Source organism: Actinopolymorpha alba DSM 45243, from assembly GCF_000373925.1.
In the GTDB taxonomy this organism is placed as follows: domain Bacteria; phylum Actinomycetota; class Actinomycetes; order Propionibacteriales; family Actinopolymorphaceae; genus Actinopolymorpha; species Actinopolymorpha alba.
This window is the reverse complement of the sequence record NZ_KB892741.1, coordinates 85,382-100,907: the sequence shown is the minus strand read 5'-3', so window position 1 is coordinate 100,907 and position 15,526 is coordinate 85,382. Positions and strand designations below refer to the sequence as shown.

The 15,526-nt window shown below is 67.3% G+C and carries 16 protein-coding genes and 2 tRNA genes; 8 read left to right on the top strand and 10 right to left on the bottom strand.

From position 1 onward, the window contains the following. The first annotated feature begins 102 nt into the window (after positions 1-102). Together cofC and B141_RS0108835 are read left to right on the top strand one after the other, a co-directional pair. A complete protein-coding gene (cofC, locus tag B141_RS0108840) occupies positions 103-765 on the top strand; it encodes a 2-phospho-L-lactate guanylyltransferase (RefSeq protein ID WP_020574797.1) in 663 nt (220 codons plus the stop codon). 412 nt (positions 766-1,177) lie between these two features. Further along, on the top strand, positions 1,178-1,387 hold the full coding sequence (locus B141_RS0108835; RefSeq protein ID WP_020574796.1) for a cold-shock protein: 210 nt from the start codon (positions 1,178-1,180) through the stop codon (positions 1,385-1,387). Positions 1,388-1,480: 93 nt separating this feature from the next. Here the strand turns inward: B141_RS0108835 and B141_RS0108830 are convergent, their stop codons facing one another. The 4 genes from B141_RS0108830 to leuC form a co-directional block, all read right to left on the bottom strand. Next, positions 1,481-2,008: an HU family DNA-binding protein gene (locus B141_RS0108830; protein WP_020574795.1), complete on the bottom strand. Its 528-nt coding sequence runs from the start codon at positions 2,006-2,008 to the stop codon at positions 1,481-1,483. 135 nt (positions 2,009-2,143) lie between these two features. After that, positions 2,144-2,359, bottom strand: coding sequence for an SCO5555 family protein (locus B141_RS0108825; RefSeq protein WP_020574794.1), 216 nt, complete (start codon positions 2,357-2,359; stop codon positions 2,144-2,146). A 326-nt stretch (positions 2,360-2,685) separates the two neighbouring features. Continuing rightward, positions 2,686-3,294 carry a 3-isopropylmalate dehydratase small subunit gene (gene leuD, locus B141_RS0108820; RefSeq protein ID WP_020574793.1) on the bottom strand — a complete coding sequence of 203 codons (609 nt, stop codon included), beginning with the start codon at positions 3,292-3,294 and terminating at the stop codon, positions 2,686-2,688. 15 nt (positions 3,295-3,309) lie between these two features. Further along, positions 3,310-4,719, bottom strand: a complete 1,410-nt coding sequence (leuC, locus tag B141_RS0108815; protein ID WP_020574792.1) for a 3-isopropylmalate dehydratase large subunit — start codon at positions 4,717-4,719, stop codon at positions 3,310-3,312. Between the two features lie 103 nt (positions 4,720-4,822). Between leuC and B141_RS0108810 the strand changes: the two genes are divergently transcribed. Continuing rightward, a complete protein-coding gene (locus B141_RS0108810; protein ID WP_020574791.1) occupies positions 4,823-5,542 on the top strand; it encodes an IclR family transcriptional regulator in 720 nt (239 codons plus the stop codon). A 358-nt stretch (positions 5,543-5,900) separates the two neighbouring features. Here B141_RS0108810 and B141_RS0108805 read toward each other — a convergent pair whose 3' ends face one another. After that, positions 5,901-6,611, bottom strand: a complete 711-nt coding sequence (locus B141_RS0108805) for a hypothetical protein (protein WP_020574790.1) — start codon at positions 6,609-6,611, stop codon at positions 5,901-5,903. Between the two features lie 266 nt (positions 6,612-6,877). On the opposite strand from B141_RS0108805, the gene B141_RS39660 reads away from it, so the two are divergent. Continuing rightward, on the top strand, positions 6,878-7,126 hold the full coding sequence (locus tag B141_RS39660) for a hypothetical protein (protein ID WP_157180886.1): 249 nt from the start codon (positions 6,878-6,880) through the stop codon (positions 7,124-7,126). 240 nt (positions 7,127-7,366) lie between these two features. Here the strand turns inward: B141_RS39660 and B141_RS0108790 are convergent. Next, positions 7,367-7,439 (bottom strand) — tRNA-Glu (locus tag B141_RS0108790). A 45-nt stretch (positions 7,440-7,484) separates the two neighbouring features. Then, positions 7,485-7,556: transfer RNA gene (locus B141_RS0108785), tRNA-Gln, on the bottom strand. A gap of 246 nt (positions 7,557-7,802) precedes the next feature. On the opposite strand from B141_RS0108785, the gene B141_RS39655 reads away from it, so the two are divergent. Continuing rightward, complete coding sequence (locus B141_RS39655; RefSeq protein ID WP_020574787.1) at positions 7,803-8,585, top strand: VC0807 family protein; 783 nt, start codon at positions 7,803-7,805, stop codon at positions 8,583-8,585. 7 nt (positions 8,586-8,592) lie between these two features. Here the strand turns inward: B141_RS39655 and gltX are convergent, their stop codons facing one another. Together gltX and B141_RS0108770 are read right to left on the bottom strand one after the other, a co-directional pair. Then, positions 8,593-10,089, bottom strand: coding sequence for a glutamate--tRNA ligase (gltX, locus tag B141_RS0108775; protein WP_020574786.1), 1,497 nt, complete (start codon positions 10,087-10,089; stop codon positions 8,593-8,595). Beyond that, positions 10,082-10,861 carry a fumarylacetoacetate hydrolase family protein gene (locus tag B141_RS0108770; protein WP_026257030.1) on the bottom strand — a complete coding sequence of 260 codons (780 nt, stop codon included), beginning with the start codon at positions 10,859-10,861 and terminating at the stop codon, positions 10,082-10,084. Before B141_RS0108770 ends, gltX begins: the two co-directional genes overlap by 8 nt. Positions 10,862-11,150: 289 nt before the next feature. On the opposite strand from B141_RS0108770, the gene B141_RS0108765 reads away from it, so the two are divergent. From B141_RS0108765 to B141_RS52530, 3 genes are all read left to right on the top strand, one after another. Next, the gene (locus tag B141_RS0108765; protein WP_202805704.1) at positions 11,151-12,092 is read left to right on the top strand and encodes a 3-methyladenine DNA glycosylase; all 942 of its coding nucleotides are present in this window, start codon (positions 11,151-11,153) and stop codon (positions 12,090-12,092) included. A gap of 277 nt (positions 12,093-12,369) precedes the next feature. Continuing rightward, positions 12,370-13,548, top strand: a complete 1,179-nt coding sequence (locus B141_RS0108760) for a DUF222 domain-containing protein (RefSeq protein WP_237742655.1) — start codon at positions 12,370-12,372, stop codon at positions 13,546-13,548. After that, entirely contained in the window at positions 13,511-13,654 is a 144-nt protein-coding gene (locus B141_RS52530) for a hypothetical protein (RefSeq protein ID WP_337587601.1), read from the top strand. Before B141_RS0108760 ends, B141_RS52530 begins: the two co-directional genes overlap by 38 nt. Positions 13,655-13,747: 93 nt before the next feature. Here the strand turns inward: B141_RS52530 and cimA are convergent, their stop codons facing one another. Next, positions 13,748-15,334: a citramalate synthase gene (cimA, locus tag B141_RS0108755; protein ID WP_020574783.1), complete on the bottom strand. Its 1,587-nt coding sequence runs from the start codon at positions 15,332-15,334 to the stop codon at positions 13,748-13,750. Between the last annotated feature and the right edge of the window lie 192 nt (positions 15,335-15,526).

The window sequence follows — 15,526 nt, the reverse complement described above, 5'->3', positions numbered from 1 at the left end:
TGTCCAGGCGCCACGCGTTTGCTCGCCACAGTTTGAACGACGGCCGATACGGAGTCGAGCGGAGGGTCCGGCTGTTGCACCCGGCTGAGAGGATCGACCTCGATGTCTTCGCGTGAACGCCCCAACGGGCGCCAGGGTTCCCCGGGCTGGACGGTCGTCGTCCCCGTCAAGCCGGCTGCCATCGGTAAGTCCCGGCTTGCACCGTTCGCCGGAGATCACCGCACCGAACTCGCCCGTGCGATGGCTCTCGACACGGTCAGCGCCATCCTCGAATGCCCCACTGTGGTGGAGGTGCTAGCGGTCACCCACGACCCCGAATCCGGGTCCGCGCTCGCCGCGCTCGGCGCCGTCGTCGTGGCCGACGAGCCCGATACCGGCCTCAATCCGGCACTCCTCCACGGCGCTCAGGCGGCCCGTCAACGCCGACCTGACAGTGCCATCGGCGCGATGCTCGCGGATCTGCCCGCCCTGCGACCTGACGAGCTCATGATCGTGTTGGATGCCGCACTGGCTCATCCGACGTCGTTCGTCCCCGACGCGGCGGATGTGGGTACGACTCTCTACTGCGCGCGGGATGGATCAACCTTCGCGCCGAGGTTTGGTGGCCCGTCCAGGGCGGCGCACCATCAGGCCGGTGCGGCCGAGCTGTCGCCTCCCGGGATCGCGACCGTACGCCGGGACGTCGATACCGAGACAGATCTCCGCGAGGCAGTGGAGCTCGGGGTGGGTCCCCGAACCCGCGCGGCCCTCGCCTTCCTTCTCTGATCTTTCTCTGACCTCTCTCTGGCCCTTCTCTGGCCTTTCTCTGGCAGATCGCCGCTCTGACGACGAGGTCTATTGGGTCGGGGGTCCCCCTCGCCGTACAAGGGCGCCCCAGAGTCATGCCCTCCAAGAGCCCTGAACCCCGGGGTGACAGCGAGGACGGCCACCCGGCGCCAGCCGCATATCGGCACAGCCCCTGTCCGCGCGACCTCTAGAGGTCGCGCGGACAGGGGCGCGGGTAAGGAGCGGCGTCCGGCGCCGCGTGGGCAAGGCGGAGGAGGGAGGCGCACTGGGTTTGTGCGTCGACTGACGACAACGCAGCCTGCGTGGATGCCGGGGGTCGCGCAGCCCGCGCCACGCGGTGCCAGCCGCAGATGCAGACGGCCCTGTCCGCGCGACCTCTAAGCTGCGCTGTATGCAGGCGACCGTGCGTACCTTCGATCCCGCCAGCCGTTCGGGGACCATCCTGCTTGATGATGGGGTCGAACTCCCCTTTGATGCGAACGCCCTGTCTGGCACCGGGCTGCGCCACCTTCGCATCGGCCAACGGGTGCGGCTCGAGGTGGAAGGTGAAGGAGCGCGGATGAGAGTCCGTTCCCTCACCATCTACACCCTGTCTGGGTGAACCGAATCCCGATCTTCCCACGCAGCAAAGGGGCCGGCACCTCCCCATCGGAGGTCCGGCCCCTTACTGCTTGCCCTAACGCGCCAGCCAGGCTCAGCGCTTGGCCGTACGCTTCACCGGCGTACGCTTGGCGGTCGCCTTCTTGGCCGTGGTGGCCTTCTTGGCGGTCGTCTTCTTGGCAGCAACCTTGGTGGCGGCCCGCTTCGCCGGCGTCTTGGTCGCTGCCTTCTTTGCCGGGGCCTTGGCCGCCGGAGCCTTCGCTGCCGGGGCCTTGGCCGCCGGAGCCTTGGCCGCCGGGGCCTTCGCAGCCACCTTCTTGGCCGCCGCGATCCGCGGCAGCTTCTTAGCGCCGGAGACAACGGCCTTCAGCTCCGCACCAGCGCGGAACTTCGGGACCGAGGTCTTCTTGGCCCGCTTCCGCTCACCAGTGCGGGGGTTGCGGACCATGCGGGCGGGGCGATCGATCTTCTCGAACGCGCCGAACCCAGTGATGGCGACCTTTTCACCCGACGCAACAGCGCGCGTAATCACGTCGATAACCGACTCGAGCGCGTGCTGCGCGTCCTTCTTGTTGCCCTCGAAACGCGCGGACAGCGTTTCGACCAACTGAGACTTGTTCACTGCTTCCCTCCGTGAACCGGGGTCCTACGAGCCTGCGCTCGATTCATGCGCACGTTATGGAATGTAGCGCCGTTACTCAAACACCATCGACACCAACTCCCTTGTGTCGCGGGGCTTCCCCACCCCTTCGGGCCCCTACTCGAAGGTCTGGAGCTCGGCTCGAAGCCGAGCCAGACGCTTCGCCGCGACAGCCGGATCGTGCTTGCTGACGTTGGTGATCGCGAGGAGTTTCCGGGTGAGCCGGGCCCTCTCGTCGGCCTCCAGCGGAAGCTCGCGCAGCTGCTTCACCGCGTCCTTGAGCTCCCGGGAGAGATCGACGAAATCCCTTGCTGCGTTGGGATCCTCGCACACAGTTCTACTATGGCAGGAAGTCCGGCGTCCCCTCCAGTCGGGGGCCGCACGAGGCGATCGGCGTACTCCTCCAACCCGTCGCCGGCAACCGCGGAGCCGCCCTCGCGAGAGCTCGCCATCCCCGTGAGAGAAGGGAACCAGGCCGCCCTTCGGCAGTGCCCGGAGGACGCCCATCGGCCAGAACGTAAAGAATGGGTGAAGTCCGTCACAGCCGGGCGTGTCGCGCCTTCGGCGTGGCGTCCAGACATGCAAAAACCCGGCGTCGAGAGCTCTGTCGCGAGCTCTCGACGCCGGGGTGGAAGCGTTCCCAGAACCCCGGGCGGCTGTCAGCCGGCCGGCACGGTGGTGGGTCGCAACGGGGATCGGTGGGCTTCGTACGCCTCGACCTCATCGACGTGCGAAAGCGTGATGCCGATGTCGTCGAGCCCTTCGAGCAACCGCCAACGGGTGTAGTCGTCGATGTCGAACGAGTCCCGGATCGCGTCCTCGCCAGTGCCCGCGAGAATCAACCGCTGCTCGAGGTCGACCGTCACCGGCGTCGCGGGGTCCTGCTCCAGCAACGACCACAGGCGTTCGACGACCTTGTGGTCGACGAGAGCGGCCAGCAATCCGGCCTTGCCCGCGTTGCCCCGGAAGATGTCGCCGAAACGGGACGAGATGACCGCCTGGAAGCCGTAGTCCTGCAGGGCCCACACGGCGTGCTCGCGCGAGGAGCCGGTGCCAAAGTCGGGCCCGGCAACAAGAACGGTCGCTCCGTCGTGCTCGGGGCGGTTGAGGACGAACTCCGGATCGCTCCGCCAGGCAGCGAACAGGCCGTCTCCGAAGCCCGTCCGCGTGACCCGCTTGAGGTAGACGGCCGGGATGATCTGGTCGGTGTCGACGTTGGCACGCCGCAGCGGGGCGGCCTTGCCGGTGTGGGCGGTGAACTTCTCCATGTCAGTGGCTCCCGGTCAGACAGCGTGCGACAGGTCGGCGGGCGTGGCGAGGTGGCCGGAGACGGCGGTCGCGGCGGCAACGAGCGGCGAGACGAGGTGGGTACGCCCGCCCTTGCCCTGCCGGCCTTCGAAGTTGCGGTTGGAGGTCGAGGCGCTGCGTTCCCCCGGGGCGAGCTGGTCGGGGTTCATACCAAGGCACATCGAGCACCCGGCCCCACGCCATTCCGCGCCGGCCTCCTTGAAGATGACGTCCAGACCCTCGGACTCGGCCTGCAGGCGGACGCGACCGGAGCCCGGAACCACCAACATGCGTACGTCTTCGGCGACCGAGCGCCCGCGGATGACCTCGGCAGCCGCCCGGAGGTCCTCAATCCGCCCGTTGGTGCAGGAACCCAGGAAGACCGTGTCGACCCGGATGTCGCGCATCGGCGTGCCGGCCTGGAGCCCCATGTAGGCAAGGGCGCGCTCGGCCGAGAGTCGCTCGTCGGGGTCGTCGAAGTCCGACGGGTCGGGCACATTGGCGGCCAACGGCACGCCCTGGCCCGGGTTGGTGCCCCAGGTGACGAACGGCGTTACGGCACTGGCGTCGAGGTGGATTTCCCGGTCGAACGTCGCATCCTGGTCGGTGACAAGCCCCCGCCAGTAGTCGAGAGCGGCCTCCCAGTCCTTGCCCTTCGGGGCGTGCGGTCGGCCTTCGAGGTAAGCGAACGTGGCGTCGTCGGGCGCCACCATGCCCGCCTTGGCGCCCCACTCGATGGACATGTTGCAGACGGTCATCCGTCCTTCCATCGACATGGTGCGGAACGCCTGGCCGCGGTACTCGACAACGTGGCCTTGCCCTCCGCCGGTGCCGACCTGGGCGATGAGAGCGAGCACCAGGTCCTTGGGAGTCACGCCTTCGGGCAACTCTCCGTCGACGTTCACCGCCATCGTCTTGGGCCGGACCTGCGGAAGGGTCTGCGTGGCAAGGACATGCTCGACCTCGCTCGTGCCGATGCCGAACGCGAGCGCACCGAATGCGCCGTGGGTGGAGGTGTGCGAGTCACCGCAGACGATCGTCATGCCCGGCTGGGTCAGGCCGAGCTGAGGGCCGACGACGTGCACGATGCCCTGGTCCGCATCGCCGAGAGGGTGGAGCCGGACGCCGAACTCCGCGCAGTTGCGGCGCAGAGTCTCGACCTGAGTGCGCGACACGGGGTCGGCGATGGGCTTGTCCACGTCCACCGTGGGGACGTTGTGGTCCTCGGTGGCGATGCTGAGGTCCGGACGGCGTACGCGACGGCCGGCGAGGCGCAATCCGTCGAAGGCCTGCGGGCTCGTCACCTCGTGGATGAGATGGAGGTCGATATAGAGCAGGTCGGGCTCACCTTCGTGGCGACGTACGACGTGCTCCTCCCACACCTTTTCTGCGAGGGTGGTCCGCATTTTTCTGCCTCCAGACGGGGGACGCTGTGTGATCGCTCCGGACTGCGTACTTTTTTTGGCCTCCGGGCTTGCGTCTCGGAATTCGAGACTGCAATATCGAGTCATGGACAACTCTAGCGGAGTCGGCGTCCTTGACAAGGCCGCACTCGTTCTCGGGGCCCTCGAAGCGGGCCCGGCCACCCTTGCCGGGCTCGTTCAGGTTACGGGCCTGGCCCGGCCCACAGCCCACCGGCTGGCGGTCGCCCTGGAGCACCACCGACTGGTCGCCCGGGACATGCAGGGGCGATTCATTCTTGGACCTCGCCTTGGTGAGCTCGCCGCCGCGGCGGGTGAGGACCGTCTCCTGGCGGCGGCTGGGCCGGTCCTGGCCCGCCTGCGCGACATCACTGGAGAGTCCGCCCAGCTGTTCCGCCGGCAAGGTGACGGCCGGGTCTGCGTCGCCGCCGCCGAGCGTCCGACGGGGCTTCGCGACTCCATCCCGGTGGGAACGCAGTTGACGATGCAGGCTGGATCCGCGGCGCAGATCCTGCTGGCCTGGGAGGAGCCGGAGCGGCTTCACCGCGGCCTGCAGGGGGCGAAGTTCACCGCCGCGACCCTCGCCGCCGTACGCCGCCGCGGCTGGGCGCAGAGCGTCGGCGAGCGCGAGGCCGGCGTCGCGTCCGTCTCCGCGGGGATCCGGTCACCTTCGGGCAAGGTGGTCGCCGCTGTCTCCGTCTCCGGCCCGCTCGAGCGCCTCTCCCGCCAGCCGGGTCGCATGCACGCGCCAGCGGTGATGGCAGCCGCTGAACGCCTCTCAGAGGCGCTCCGCCGCGCCGCCGAGTAGCGGTTCAGGGCAGGCGACCAAGCCGCCGTCCCGCATGAGGATTTGGAGTCGGGGGCACCCTTGGCCAATAGAGCCGTACCTGGGTGCCCCCGACCCAACTAAGCGACCGGCCCAACGAGGATGACCGGCCCGCAGATCCCAAGCGGTCCTAGGGGGACCACCTCCGACCCCGACGCGGGCATCCGCAAACCCCAGCGACAAGGACATTTGGAGCGCGCGGGCAATCGGCGGCATCCACCGACTAAGAGGTCGCGCGACCTCTGGACAGGTGTTCCACCAGCCCGCGTTCCGCACCCTTCAGCGACCCGGCCAGCAAGATCGCCCGCGCCCGCGAGCGCACTCCTGGCTGGACCCGCACTTATGAGTTCTCCGTGCGCCACTGAGTGCTTGTCATCGTGCGGGGCGAGCGAGCCCAACCCTTGGTGGGCCGGGTGATGAGGGTGGCCTCAGGTCCGTAGAAGGCTGGATTGGCGCGTTCGATTCCGAGCCTGTCGCAGTAGCGGTTGAGGGCGGCAAGATCGAACCGATCCTTGATCCGGCGGTTGCGGTAGAGGAGCGGCTCCTCGAACGGCTGTGGCTCCCCATCTAAAAGCCATTCCCACTCATCTTGGTTGCTGGCCTGGACCACGCGTGCCACATACAGGGGCCCGAGATCTTCTCGGGAACCATCGGTGAGCCACAGGGCGGTGTCGCCGTAGCTCACAACCTGGCCGTCGCGGACCACGTGCGGGTTGTGGTTCGTACGCAGGCTCCGGTAACCACCCTCGCGGGCGATCGCCTCGAAGGTGCCAACGTCGCTTCCCTGGCTGAACAATGCGGTCCAGGGCCCACGGGTCGCGATGATCAGTTCCTTCCAGGAAGGCATCGCCCACGGCTCCAGGTAGGTGAGCAGGGCCTCCAATGGTTGGCGCAGCGGTTCGAAGATCGCCTTCGTCCGGTCGATCTCGTGTCGCCAACTGCGAATCGCCTCAACGACAGTGTCGTACGGCGCCTCGATGAACCAGATTGTGCTTGTGAAGGCAGCCAGTGCACCATCGAAGAGCTCACCAGAAGTCCTCGCACCACCCATGTCGCGCATCCTGCCAGCGATGAGTCTGGCGGTCGCTGCTGGTCTAGGAGGGAGAGGAAGGGAGAGGTAGTGAACCAGCCCACCGCGGAGCAGGCCCTGAACATGCTCGAGTCCTTGATCGGAGAGTGGAAGCTTGAGGCGATCGGCCCCGTGGCCAGCCCTGGCCGGGTGAAGTCAGAGCGACCATCGAGTGGCACGACTCCCGCGCGCACATAGTCCAGCGGTCGCAGGCGGACATGCCGGAGGCACCAGACAGCGTCTCGATCATGGGATGCGACGGCGTCAACGGCACCTATTACCAGCTCTACTCCGACGACCGCGGAGTCTGCCGGGTCTACGAGATGAGCATCACCGAGTCGGAATGGAAGCTGTGGCGCAAGGGCGAGCCCTTCGCCCAACGATTCACGGCCACCTTCGAGGACGGCGGCGACATCATTCGTGGCCGCTGGGAACTCGCCGAGGACCAGGAAAGCTTCCACACCGACTTCGACCTGATCTACCGGCGGGTCAAGTAAGCAGTCGTAGCCGGCCCTGGTGCGATGTGCCTAGGTGAGCGCCTTCGGAGCGCCAGCCACCAGGGACGTAAGCCGAGGAGCAGACCCCAGCCACCCAGAGACGTAAGCCACGGAGCAGACCCCCGCCACCAGGGGGGCGTGGGGGGCGCAGCCCCCCACATCGGGGGTCCAGGGGGTCGCCCCCCTGGGATAAAACGCGAAGACGACTCGGTGCGCAAGCACACGAGTCGCCTCGAGTCGTAGCCCCGACCGGATTCGAACCGGCGCTACCGCCTTGAGAGGGCGGCGTGCTAGGCCGCTACACAACGGGGCCGCGAAAGCGAGCTGAACTCTAGCAAGACCACTTTCAGCTCGCTCGCTGGGGTACTAGGACTCGAACCTAGACTAACGGAACCAGAATCCGTCGGGCTGCCAATTACCCCATACCCCATGGGTGGTCCGAACCGCCTGAAGCAGCCGGGCCGCGAAGCAGAATACCCGAGGCACTCCCGCGTCCCCAAAGCGGCCAGGTCATGACTCGTCGGTCCGTGTCGTTTTGTCGCAAGCGCACTGGCTGGTACGCGCTGATGGCGACGGCTGGCTACCCTCGATCGGCACCGCACGCCCGGTGCGACGGCGGGTATCCCCGTGGCTTCCACGGATCCTGAATCCTCGACACCGAGCTGGAGTAGCGAGCATGACCATGATGCGCCCAAGCGAGGACGACCCCAGCTCTGCGCCGCCAGCAGACGCCGGCACGCCAGCCAGCGGCGGCGGGTCGGTCCCGACCGGAGCCGCCAACGCGGTCCCTCCAGGTCGGCCGGCTGGCGGCGGAGCAGCGGGCATCCCGAAGGTCTTCCTGAGCCTGCTCTGGGACATCGGCCCCTCGATCGCCGCGTACTACGGATGCCGCGCGCTCGGGGCCAGCACGTACGTGTCGCTGTTGGTCGGGACCCTCGTGGCCGGCGTACGCGTGGCCTATGTCGCCCTGCGGGCCCGCAGGTTCGACGCCTTCGCGGCGTTCATGGTCGCGACCTTCGGCATCGGGCTCGTTCTCTCGTTCCTGACCGGGGACGAGCAGTTCCTGGTCGCCAAGGAGTCCTTCGGCACCGCGGCCGCCGGGCTTGGCTTCCTCGGCAGTTGCGTTGTCGGGCGACCGCTGACCTTCTACGCCGCGCAGCGGTTCTCCGCCGCCACGACCGAAGCACGGGACTGGTGGGAGCGGATGTGGGCAACCGTCCCCGGCTTCCGGCGTACGTTCCTCCTGACGTCCGTGGTGTGGGGCGTCACCCTGCTCGTTGAGGCCGCCGTGCGGATCGTCCTCGCCTACTCACTGCCCGTCGATGTCGTGGTCGGTATCTCACCGATCCTCGGCATCGGCACCTTCGCCCTCCTGATCACGTGGACCGTGTGGTACGCGAGGCGGGCCCAGGCGCAGGGCGAGGCCCGAGCCCGGGCCGCAGGTCAGGCGAACGGGTAGGGGTTGCTCAGGCGCCGACGTGCTGGTCGAGGGCGTGGCGGATCCGGGTGAGCGTACGCTCCCGGCCCAGTAGCTCCAGCGACTCGAACAACGGCGGCGACACCCGGCGCCCGGTGACGGCGACCCGCACGGGACCGAAGGCGTGCTTGGGCCGGCGGCCGAGTTCGTCGATCAGCACGTGCCGGAGCGTCTGCTCGATCGACGCGCGATCCCACGTGGACAGGTTGCGCAGCGCCGCGTCGGCTGCCTCGAGCACCGCTTTCGCGTCCTCGACGAGCACCCTCGCCGCCGACTCCGGGTCGACGGTGAAGACGTCCTCGCGTACCAGCAGAAACGCGAGCATCTCGGCCGCTTCGTCAAGGTGGGAAAGGCGTTCCTGGACGAGCGGGGCCGCCGCGCGCACGATGTGCGTCTGCTCCGGCAGGGGCGGGTCACTGACGAGGCCGGCGGTTCGCAGGAACGGCATGATGCGGCGGACGAGATCCTCCGGGTCGAGTGCCCGGATCTTGTCGCCGTTGATGGCGTCGAGCTTCTTCGGGTCGAGCCGCCCGGCGGTTGCGCCCACCCGACTGAGGTCGAAGATCTCGGCGAGTGCGGTGAGTGTGAGGTCCTCGCGGTCTCTTCCTGGGGACCAGCCGAGGAGCGCGAGGTAGTTGACGACGGCCTCGGGGAGGTAGCCGTTCTGGCGGTACCACGAGATCGCCGACGAACCGTATCGCTTCGACAGCGGCTTGCCGTCGGGGTCGAGGACGTACGGGCAATGGGTGTAGACCGGCAGATCCTCTTCGGGCACGCCCATCGCCCGAAGGATCGCGATCTGCCGGGGCGTCGACGCGAGCAGGTCGTCGCCCCGCACGATGTGGGTGATCCTCATCAGGGCGTCGTCGACCGAGGCGGCGAGGTTGTAGAGCGGATAGCCGTTCGCGCGCATGATCACGAAGTCGGGGATGTTGGCGTGGTCGAACACCACCTCCCCGCGGATCGTGTCGTGAACGACGGTGGTGCCTCGCGGCATCCTGAAACGTACGACGGGCCGCCGGCCCTCGGCTTGGTACGCCGTCACCTGGCCGGCTTCGAGATCGCGACAGCGGCCGCTGTAGCCGGGCGGCAAGCCCTTGGCGCGCTGGGCTTCCCGCTCAGCGTCAAGTTCCTCCTGCGTGCAGTAGCAGTGGTAGGCAGCGCCCTCGGCGAGGAACCGCTCGGCCCACTCCGAATAGAACGCCAGCCGTTCGCTTTGTAGATAAGGCCCGTAGTCGCCGCCCACCTCCGGGCCCTCGTCCCAGTCAAGCCCGAGCCAGCGCAGGGAGCGGATGACAGCCGCGACGGCCTCGTCGGTGACCCGGGACCGGTCGGTGTCCTCGATCCGGACGATGAAGCTGCCGCCGGTATGTCGCGCCCAGGCCCAGGCGTACAACGCGGTCCTGACGTTGCCCACATGCAGGTCGCCGCTCGGGGACGGCGCGAAGCGGGTCCGGACCGGTCGTGACGGACTTCCGTCAGTCATGAGTGATCACCCGGTTGGTCAGCGTGCCGATACCTTCGATGGTGACCGACACGTTGTCGCCGACCCGCATCGGGCCGACGCCCGCGGGGGTGCCCGTGAGCAGGACGTCACCGGGGAGCAGGGTCATGAACTCACTCACATAGGCGATGAGTGAAGCGACGTCGTGAATCATCTGGGATGTACGGCCGTGCTGGCGTACCTCGCCGTTCACCGTGGTCGTCAGCTCGACGTCGGAGACGTCGAGGTCGGTCTCGATCCACGGGCCCAGTGGACAGAACGTGTCGAACCCCTTGGCCCGAGCCCACTGACCGTCCTTCTTCTGCAGGTCCCGCGCCGTGACGTCGTTGCCGCAGGTGTATCCGAGGATCACGTCGTGTGCGCGTTCCTTCGGCACCTGCCGGCAGATCCGGCTGATCACCAAGGCGAGTTCGCCTTCGAAGTGGAGGTCGCTGGTCAGGCGGGGATAGACGATGCCGTCCAGCGGGCCGATCACGGACGTGTTGGGCTTGAGGAAGATCAACGGCTCCGGTGGAACCTCGTTACCGAGTTCGGCCGCGTGCTCGGCGTAGTTGCGGCCCACGCAGACCACCTTGCTGCGTGGGATCACCGGCGCGAGCAGACGCACGTCTTCGAGTGGGAGTCGCTCGCCCGTCGCCTGGATCGGCCGATAGAGCGGGTCCCCCTCGAGCACGGCAAGGACTTCCGCGCCCTCCTCGCCTTCGACCACGGCGTACTTCGGATCTTCACCGGCACTGAACCGTGCGATTCGCAAGGCCATCCTCTTTCGTGTGCTCGCTGGCTCCGTGATCATTCACGGGCTGGCTTCCGTTGTGTCCTGAAGCTCCCAGGTCAACGGAAATCGCAGCCTACCGCCGGATACTGGCGACTTGGGTGGGTGACCAAGAGCGGGCGGGGTCACGCTGATCGTTATTGTGCGAACACGTGTACGACCAGAATGCTGTAATACCAATGATGTCCCCGACGGCCCAGGAGATGATGCACTGCGGCCAGCGCGTGAGCTGGCGCGGAGGGGCGAGCTGGCCAGCGGCTAACGTGGCGGGGTGTCTGACTCCCCCGTGACGCTGCCCGAAGCAGCCTGGACCGCGCGCCGCGACGCCCACGAAGCTCGCGTGGACGGCTGGTTGGGGCCGCATCTGGAACGCCGGAAGCGGGGCGAATCCCACCCGGTCGAGGACTTCCTCTTCACCTATTACTCGTACCGCCCGGCTCGGCTTCGCCGCTGGCATCCGGGGGCCGGGGTGATCCTCGTTGGTGGCGCGGCCCGGGAGTACGCCCGTATGCGGGAGTACTCCGAGGTGGCCGGCGGCGTGACGGTCGATCCCGCTCAGGTCCCGGCCCGCGCTGACACGATCCGCTGGGTCCGCGACCTGCTGGCCGCCACACTGGAACGCCCCGCGTCGTTCGGATGCTTCGGACTCCACGAGTGGGCGATGGTCTACCGGCAGTCCCCCGACGAGATCCGGCACGCGAGTTGGTCGCTCAGATTGGGCCCGGACGGCACCGACACGGTGGTCGAGCAGCACCGGATCCGTTGCTCGCACTTCGACGCCTTCCGGTTCTTCACCGAGCCGGCGCGACCCCGCAACGCATTGCAGCCGGTGCGGGAGACGCAGGTGGCTCTCGAGCAGAGCGGTTGCCTCCACGCCAACATGGATCTCTACAAGTGGACGTACAAGCTGGCGCCGCTCACCCCTTCAGAACTCCTCGCCGACTCCTTCGAACTCGCTCGCGAGATCCGCACGCTCGACATGCGGGCCTCGCCGTACGACCTGGCAGCGTTGGGATACGAGCCGGTACGGATCGAGACACCGGAGGGTAAGGCGGAGTACGCCGCGGCGCAGCGCGGGTGCGCGGACAGAGCGAACGGGCTCCGTCAACGTCTCCTTGCGCATTGCGACTTCCTTCTGGAGCTCGCGCGATCCCACCGTCGCGGCTCAGCCCACACCGTCGGTGTCGAGTCGCCTCCTGAAGCCGCGCGCTGACCGCCGATCGCCCCTTGCCCCCTTGCCCCTTCCCATGCAGTGGAGACTTTTCCGTGTCCTGACCAGAGAACTTTCCACTCCCCTCCCTTTCGCGCGGATTGGGTCCAGCAAGAAATGGGCGGCGGTCCGTTCACGAGACCTGCGGTTCATCAACGGGACCTTCACCTGTTGTTTTACTCAGAGATATTCAAGGCAACGCAAAATTACATTCCTGAGGCTCTTGGAATAGGCTCTTTCGGGCGGGATTCTGTCGGTGGTCGCCGATAGCGTTTCGGTTATGGATGTCACGACTGGCGCCCCGCCCACGCGGCCACTGCGGGGGTTGCCGGACATGGTCCAGGACGGGCTTGCTCAGGCGTTGAAATCCTCTTTCTGGTCGTGTACGGACGCCGACACTGCTGACGGGCTGGAGCAGGTGCACCAGATCGTCGCTATGGCTGAGGCTTTGCGGCTGCGGCTCATCCATGATGTTGATACGCGGGAGCTTGCCTCCCAGGCTGGTGCGACCTCGACCGCGGCGTGGCTGCGACACAAGCTGCACCTTCGCCCCGGCGCTGTCGGCGCGGACGTGAAACTCGCCAAGGCGTTGGAGGCCAACCTTCAGGCCACCGGGCAGGCACTTGTCGCGGGCCGGATCTCAGCACCGCACGCCAAGATCATCCGCGAGTCGATCAACCTTCTGCCCAACGACATCAGCGACGACCAGAAACGCGAAGGTGAGACACGTCTGCTGGAGTTGGCCACCCAGCACGATCCGAAAGAGCTACGGCAGTTGGGGAATCAGCTGTACGAGGCCATCGCGCCAGAGGAGGCCGAGCGGCGCCTGGGTGAGCAACTGGAGCGGGAACGCAAACGGGCCGAGCAGAAGCGATCCATCACGTTCTCCCAAGCAGGGCCCGGACTTCACAGTGCCCGCATTCAACTGCCCGTTGATGAGATGGCACGCCTGAAAGCACTCCTCGACCCGCTAGCAGGGCCACGAAAGACCGACGCGAACGGACCCGACACCCGCACCGCGTCCCGCCGCCTGGGCGACGCCTTCGTCGAAATGCTTGATCTGGCTCTTGCCGCGGGAGAGGCGCCCACGCGTGGTGGGACGAAGCCACAGATCATCCTCACCATGACGCTGGCCCAACTCGTCACAGGGATCGGCTACGCGACGTTGGACAGCGGCGAACAGATCTCCGCAGAGACAGCGAGACTGCTGGCCTGCGACGCTGACGTCATCCCCGCCGTTCTCGACGGCAAAGGTCACGTGCTCGACCTCGGGCGTACGACCCGCTTCTTCACCGCCGCCCAACGCCACGCGCTAGGAATTCGGGACGGGATGGAATGCAATTTCCCAGACTGCGACCCGTCCCGCCAAATGGTGCGACGCTCACCATCTAGTTCACTGGGTAGACGGGGGTCGAACAGACCTGAACAACGGCGTCCTGTTATGCAGCGCCCACCATAACGTCATCCACAACAGCGGCTGGCAAGTATGCATGGGACCAAACGGCAGACCCGAATACATACCCCCACCCTGGATCGACATCAACCAACGCCCGATCCGCACCTAATGGGGTTCTGCCGGCGTTTCCTCCATCGGCATTGGGTCGTGGAGGAGAAGGCTCGGCGCGCCGACGCGGTTCAGGTGCAGGGGCGGTTGGTGTTCAGGAGCCCAGGCGCTCGACCTTCGCACGCACCAGGCCGTACGTCACGCCGTCGACCAGCGCCTCCCAGGATGCCTCCACGATGTTGTGGCCCACCCCGACCGTCTCCCACGACTCCTCGCCGTCGGACAGCTCGATCAGAACTCTGATAACGGCGTCCGTCCCATGCCCGGAGTCCAGGATGCGCACTCGGTAGTCGATGAGATCCAGCTTTTCGACGGCCGGATACGCCTGACCGATGGCGCCCCGCAGCGCGCTGTCGAGCGCGTTGACCGGACCGTTTCCCTCGCCGGTCACGATCATCCGCTCACCGTTGGCCGTCAGCTTGACCGTCGCCTCCGAGGCGGCCTCCTCGCCCGGACGGGAGTCGGTGATCACCCGCCACGATTCCACGTCGAAGTACTTCGGCCGCGCTCCGTCGGCCTCCTCGATGAGCAGTAGCTCGAACGACGCGTCCGCCGCCTCGAACGTGTAGCCCCGCGCCTCCAGCGCCTTCACCCGGTCGGCGATCCGGGTGACCAGCTCCCGGTCGCCGGCAAGGTCGTACCCGAGTTCGCGGCCCTTCAGCTCGATGCTCGCCCGGCCCGCCATGTCGGAGACCAGCAGCCGCATGTCGTTGCCGACGTACTCCGGATCCGTGTGCTGGTAGAGATTCGGGTCCACCTTGATCGCACTGGCGTGCAGACCCGCCTTGTGGGTGAAGGCCGACGCCCCGACGTACGGCTGTCGGGAGTACGGCGGGACGTTGGTCAGCTCCGACACCGCGTGCGCGATCCGGGTCGCCTCGCGCAGAGCCGCGTCGGGTACGAGGGCGTGGCCGCGCTTGAGCTGCAGGTTGGCGACAACGGTCACGAGGTCGGCGTTCCCGGTGCGTTCGCCGTAGCCGTTCAACGTCCCCTGGACGTGCGTCGCGCCCGCATCCACGGCGGCCAGGGTGTTGGCGACCGCGCAGCCGGCGTCGTTGTGGCAGTGGATGCCGATCCGGGCGCCGGTGCCGGCGAGCACGGCAGTGACCACCTCGCCCACCTGGTTGGGCAGCATGCCGCCGTTGGTGTCGCAGAGCGCGATGACCTCGGCACCCGCTTCGGCGGCGGTACGCACAACCTCCAGGGCGTACGCCGGATTGTCGCGGTAGCCGTCGAAGAAGTGCTCGGCATCGAGGAAGACCCGCTGGCCTCCGGAACGCAGGTGCTCCACCGTGTCACGCACCATCGCGAGGTTCTCCTTCAGCGTGGTACGCAGCGCCAGCTCGACATGGCGGTCATGGCTCTTGGCGACCAGGGTGACGACGCTCGCCCGGGACTCCCGGAGGGCGGCGACGAGCGGATCGTCCGCGGCCCGCACCCCCGGACGGCGGGTCGCCCCGAACGCCGCGAGCGTCGCATGCCCGAGCCGCAGCTCCGCGTTCGCCCGGCGGAAGAACTCCGTGTCCTTGGGGTTAGCACCCGGCCAGCCGCCTTCAATGAAACCTACGCCGAGTTCGTCAAGGTGCCGCGCGATCGAGAGCTTGTCCTCGACCGAGAGGTTGAGCCCTTCTTGCTGGGCGCCGTCGCGTAGCGTCGTGTCGTAGACCTGGAAGTCGCTCATCGGGTGAAGCTCCTTGCGAACCTGGCCGGAGGTCGGGTGGTAGGGGGCGATCGAAGGTCGGTGGAGACAACAAAAAAACCTCCCGCCGGGGGCGAGAGGTTTGCGCGCTGGACAACAAGTCTGCCCGGCGCGCTCACATAATGATCATGGTGAAAGACTTCATCACCTCGGCAGTTTCGCACACACCCCCGT

Coding starts and splice junctions, on each gene's coding strand:
- cofC (WP_020574797.1), top strand. CDS start 103: ATGTCTTCGCGTGAACGCCCCAACGGGCGCCAGGGTTCCCCGGGCTGG.
- B141_RS0108835 (WP_020574796.1), top strand. CDS start 1,178: ATGCAGGCGACCGTGCGTACCTTCGATCCCGCCAGCCGTTCGGGGACC.
- leuD (WP_020574793.1), bottom strand. CDS start 3,294: ATGGAGAAGTTCACCGCCCACACCGGCAAGGCCGCCCCGCTGCGGCGT.
- leuC (WP_020574792.1), bottom strand. CDS start 4,719: ATGCGGACCACCCTCGCAGAAAAGGTGTGGGAGGAGCACGTCGTACGT.
- B141_RS0108810 (WP_020574791.1), top strand. CDS start 4,823: ATGGACAACTCTAGCGGAGTCGGCGTCCTTGACAAGGCCGCACTCGTT.
- B141_RS0108805 (WP_020574790.1), bottom strand. CDS start 6,611: ATGGGTGGTGCGAGGACTTCTGGTGAGCTCTTCGATGGTGCACTGGCT.
- B141_RS39660 (WP_157180886.1), top strand. CDS start 6,878: ATGGGATGCGACGGCGTCAACGGCACCTATTACCAGCTCTACTCCGAC.
- B141_RS39655 (WP_020574787.1), top strand. CDS start 7,803: ATGACCATGATGCGCCCAAGCGAGGACGACCCCAGCTCTGCGCCGCCA.
- gltX (WP_020574786.1), bottom strand. CDS start 10,089: ATGACTGACGGAAGTCCGTCACGACCGGTCCGGACCCGCTTCGCGCCG.
- B141_RS0108760 (WP_237742655.1), top strand. CDS start 12,370: ATGGATGTCACGACTGGCGCCCCGCCCACGCGGCCACTGCGGGGGTTG.
- cimA (WP_020574783.1), bottom strand. CDS start 15,334: ATGAGCGACTTCCAGGTCTACGACACGACGCTACGCGACGGCGCCCAG.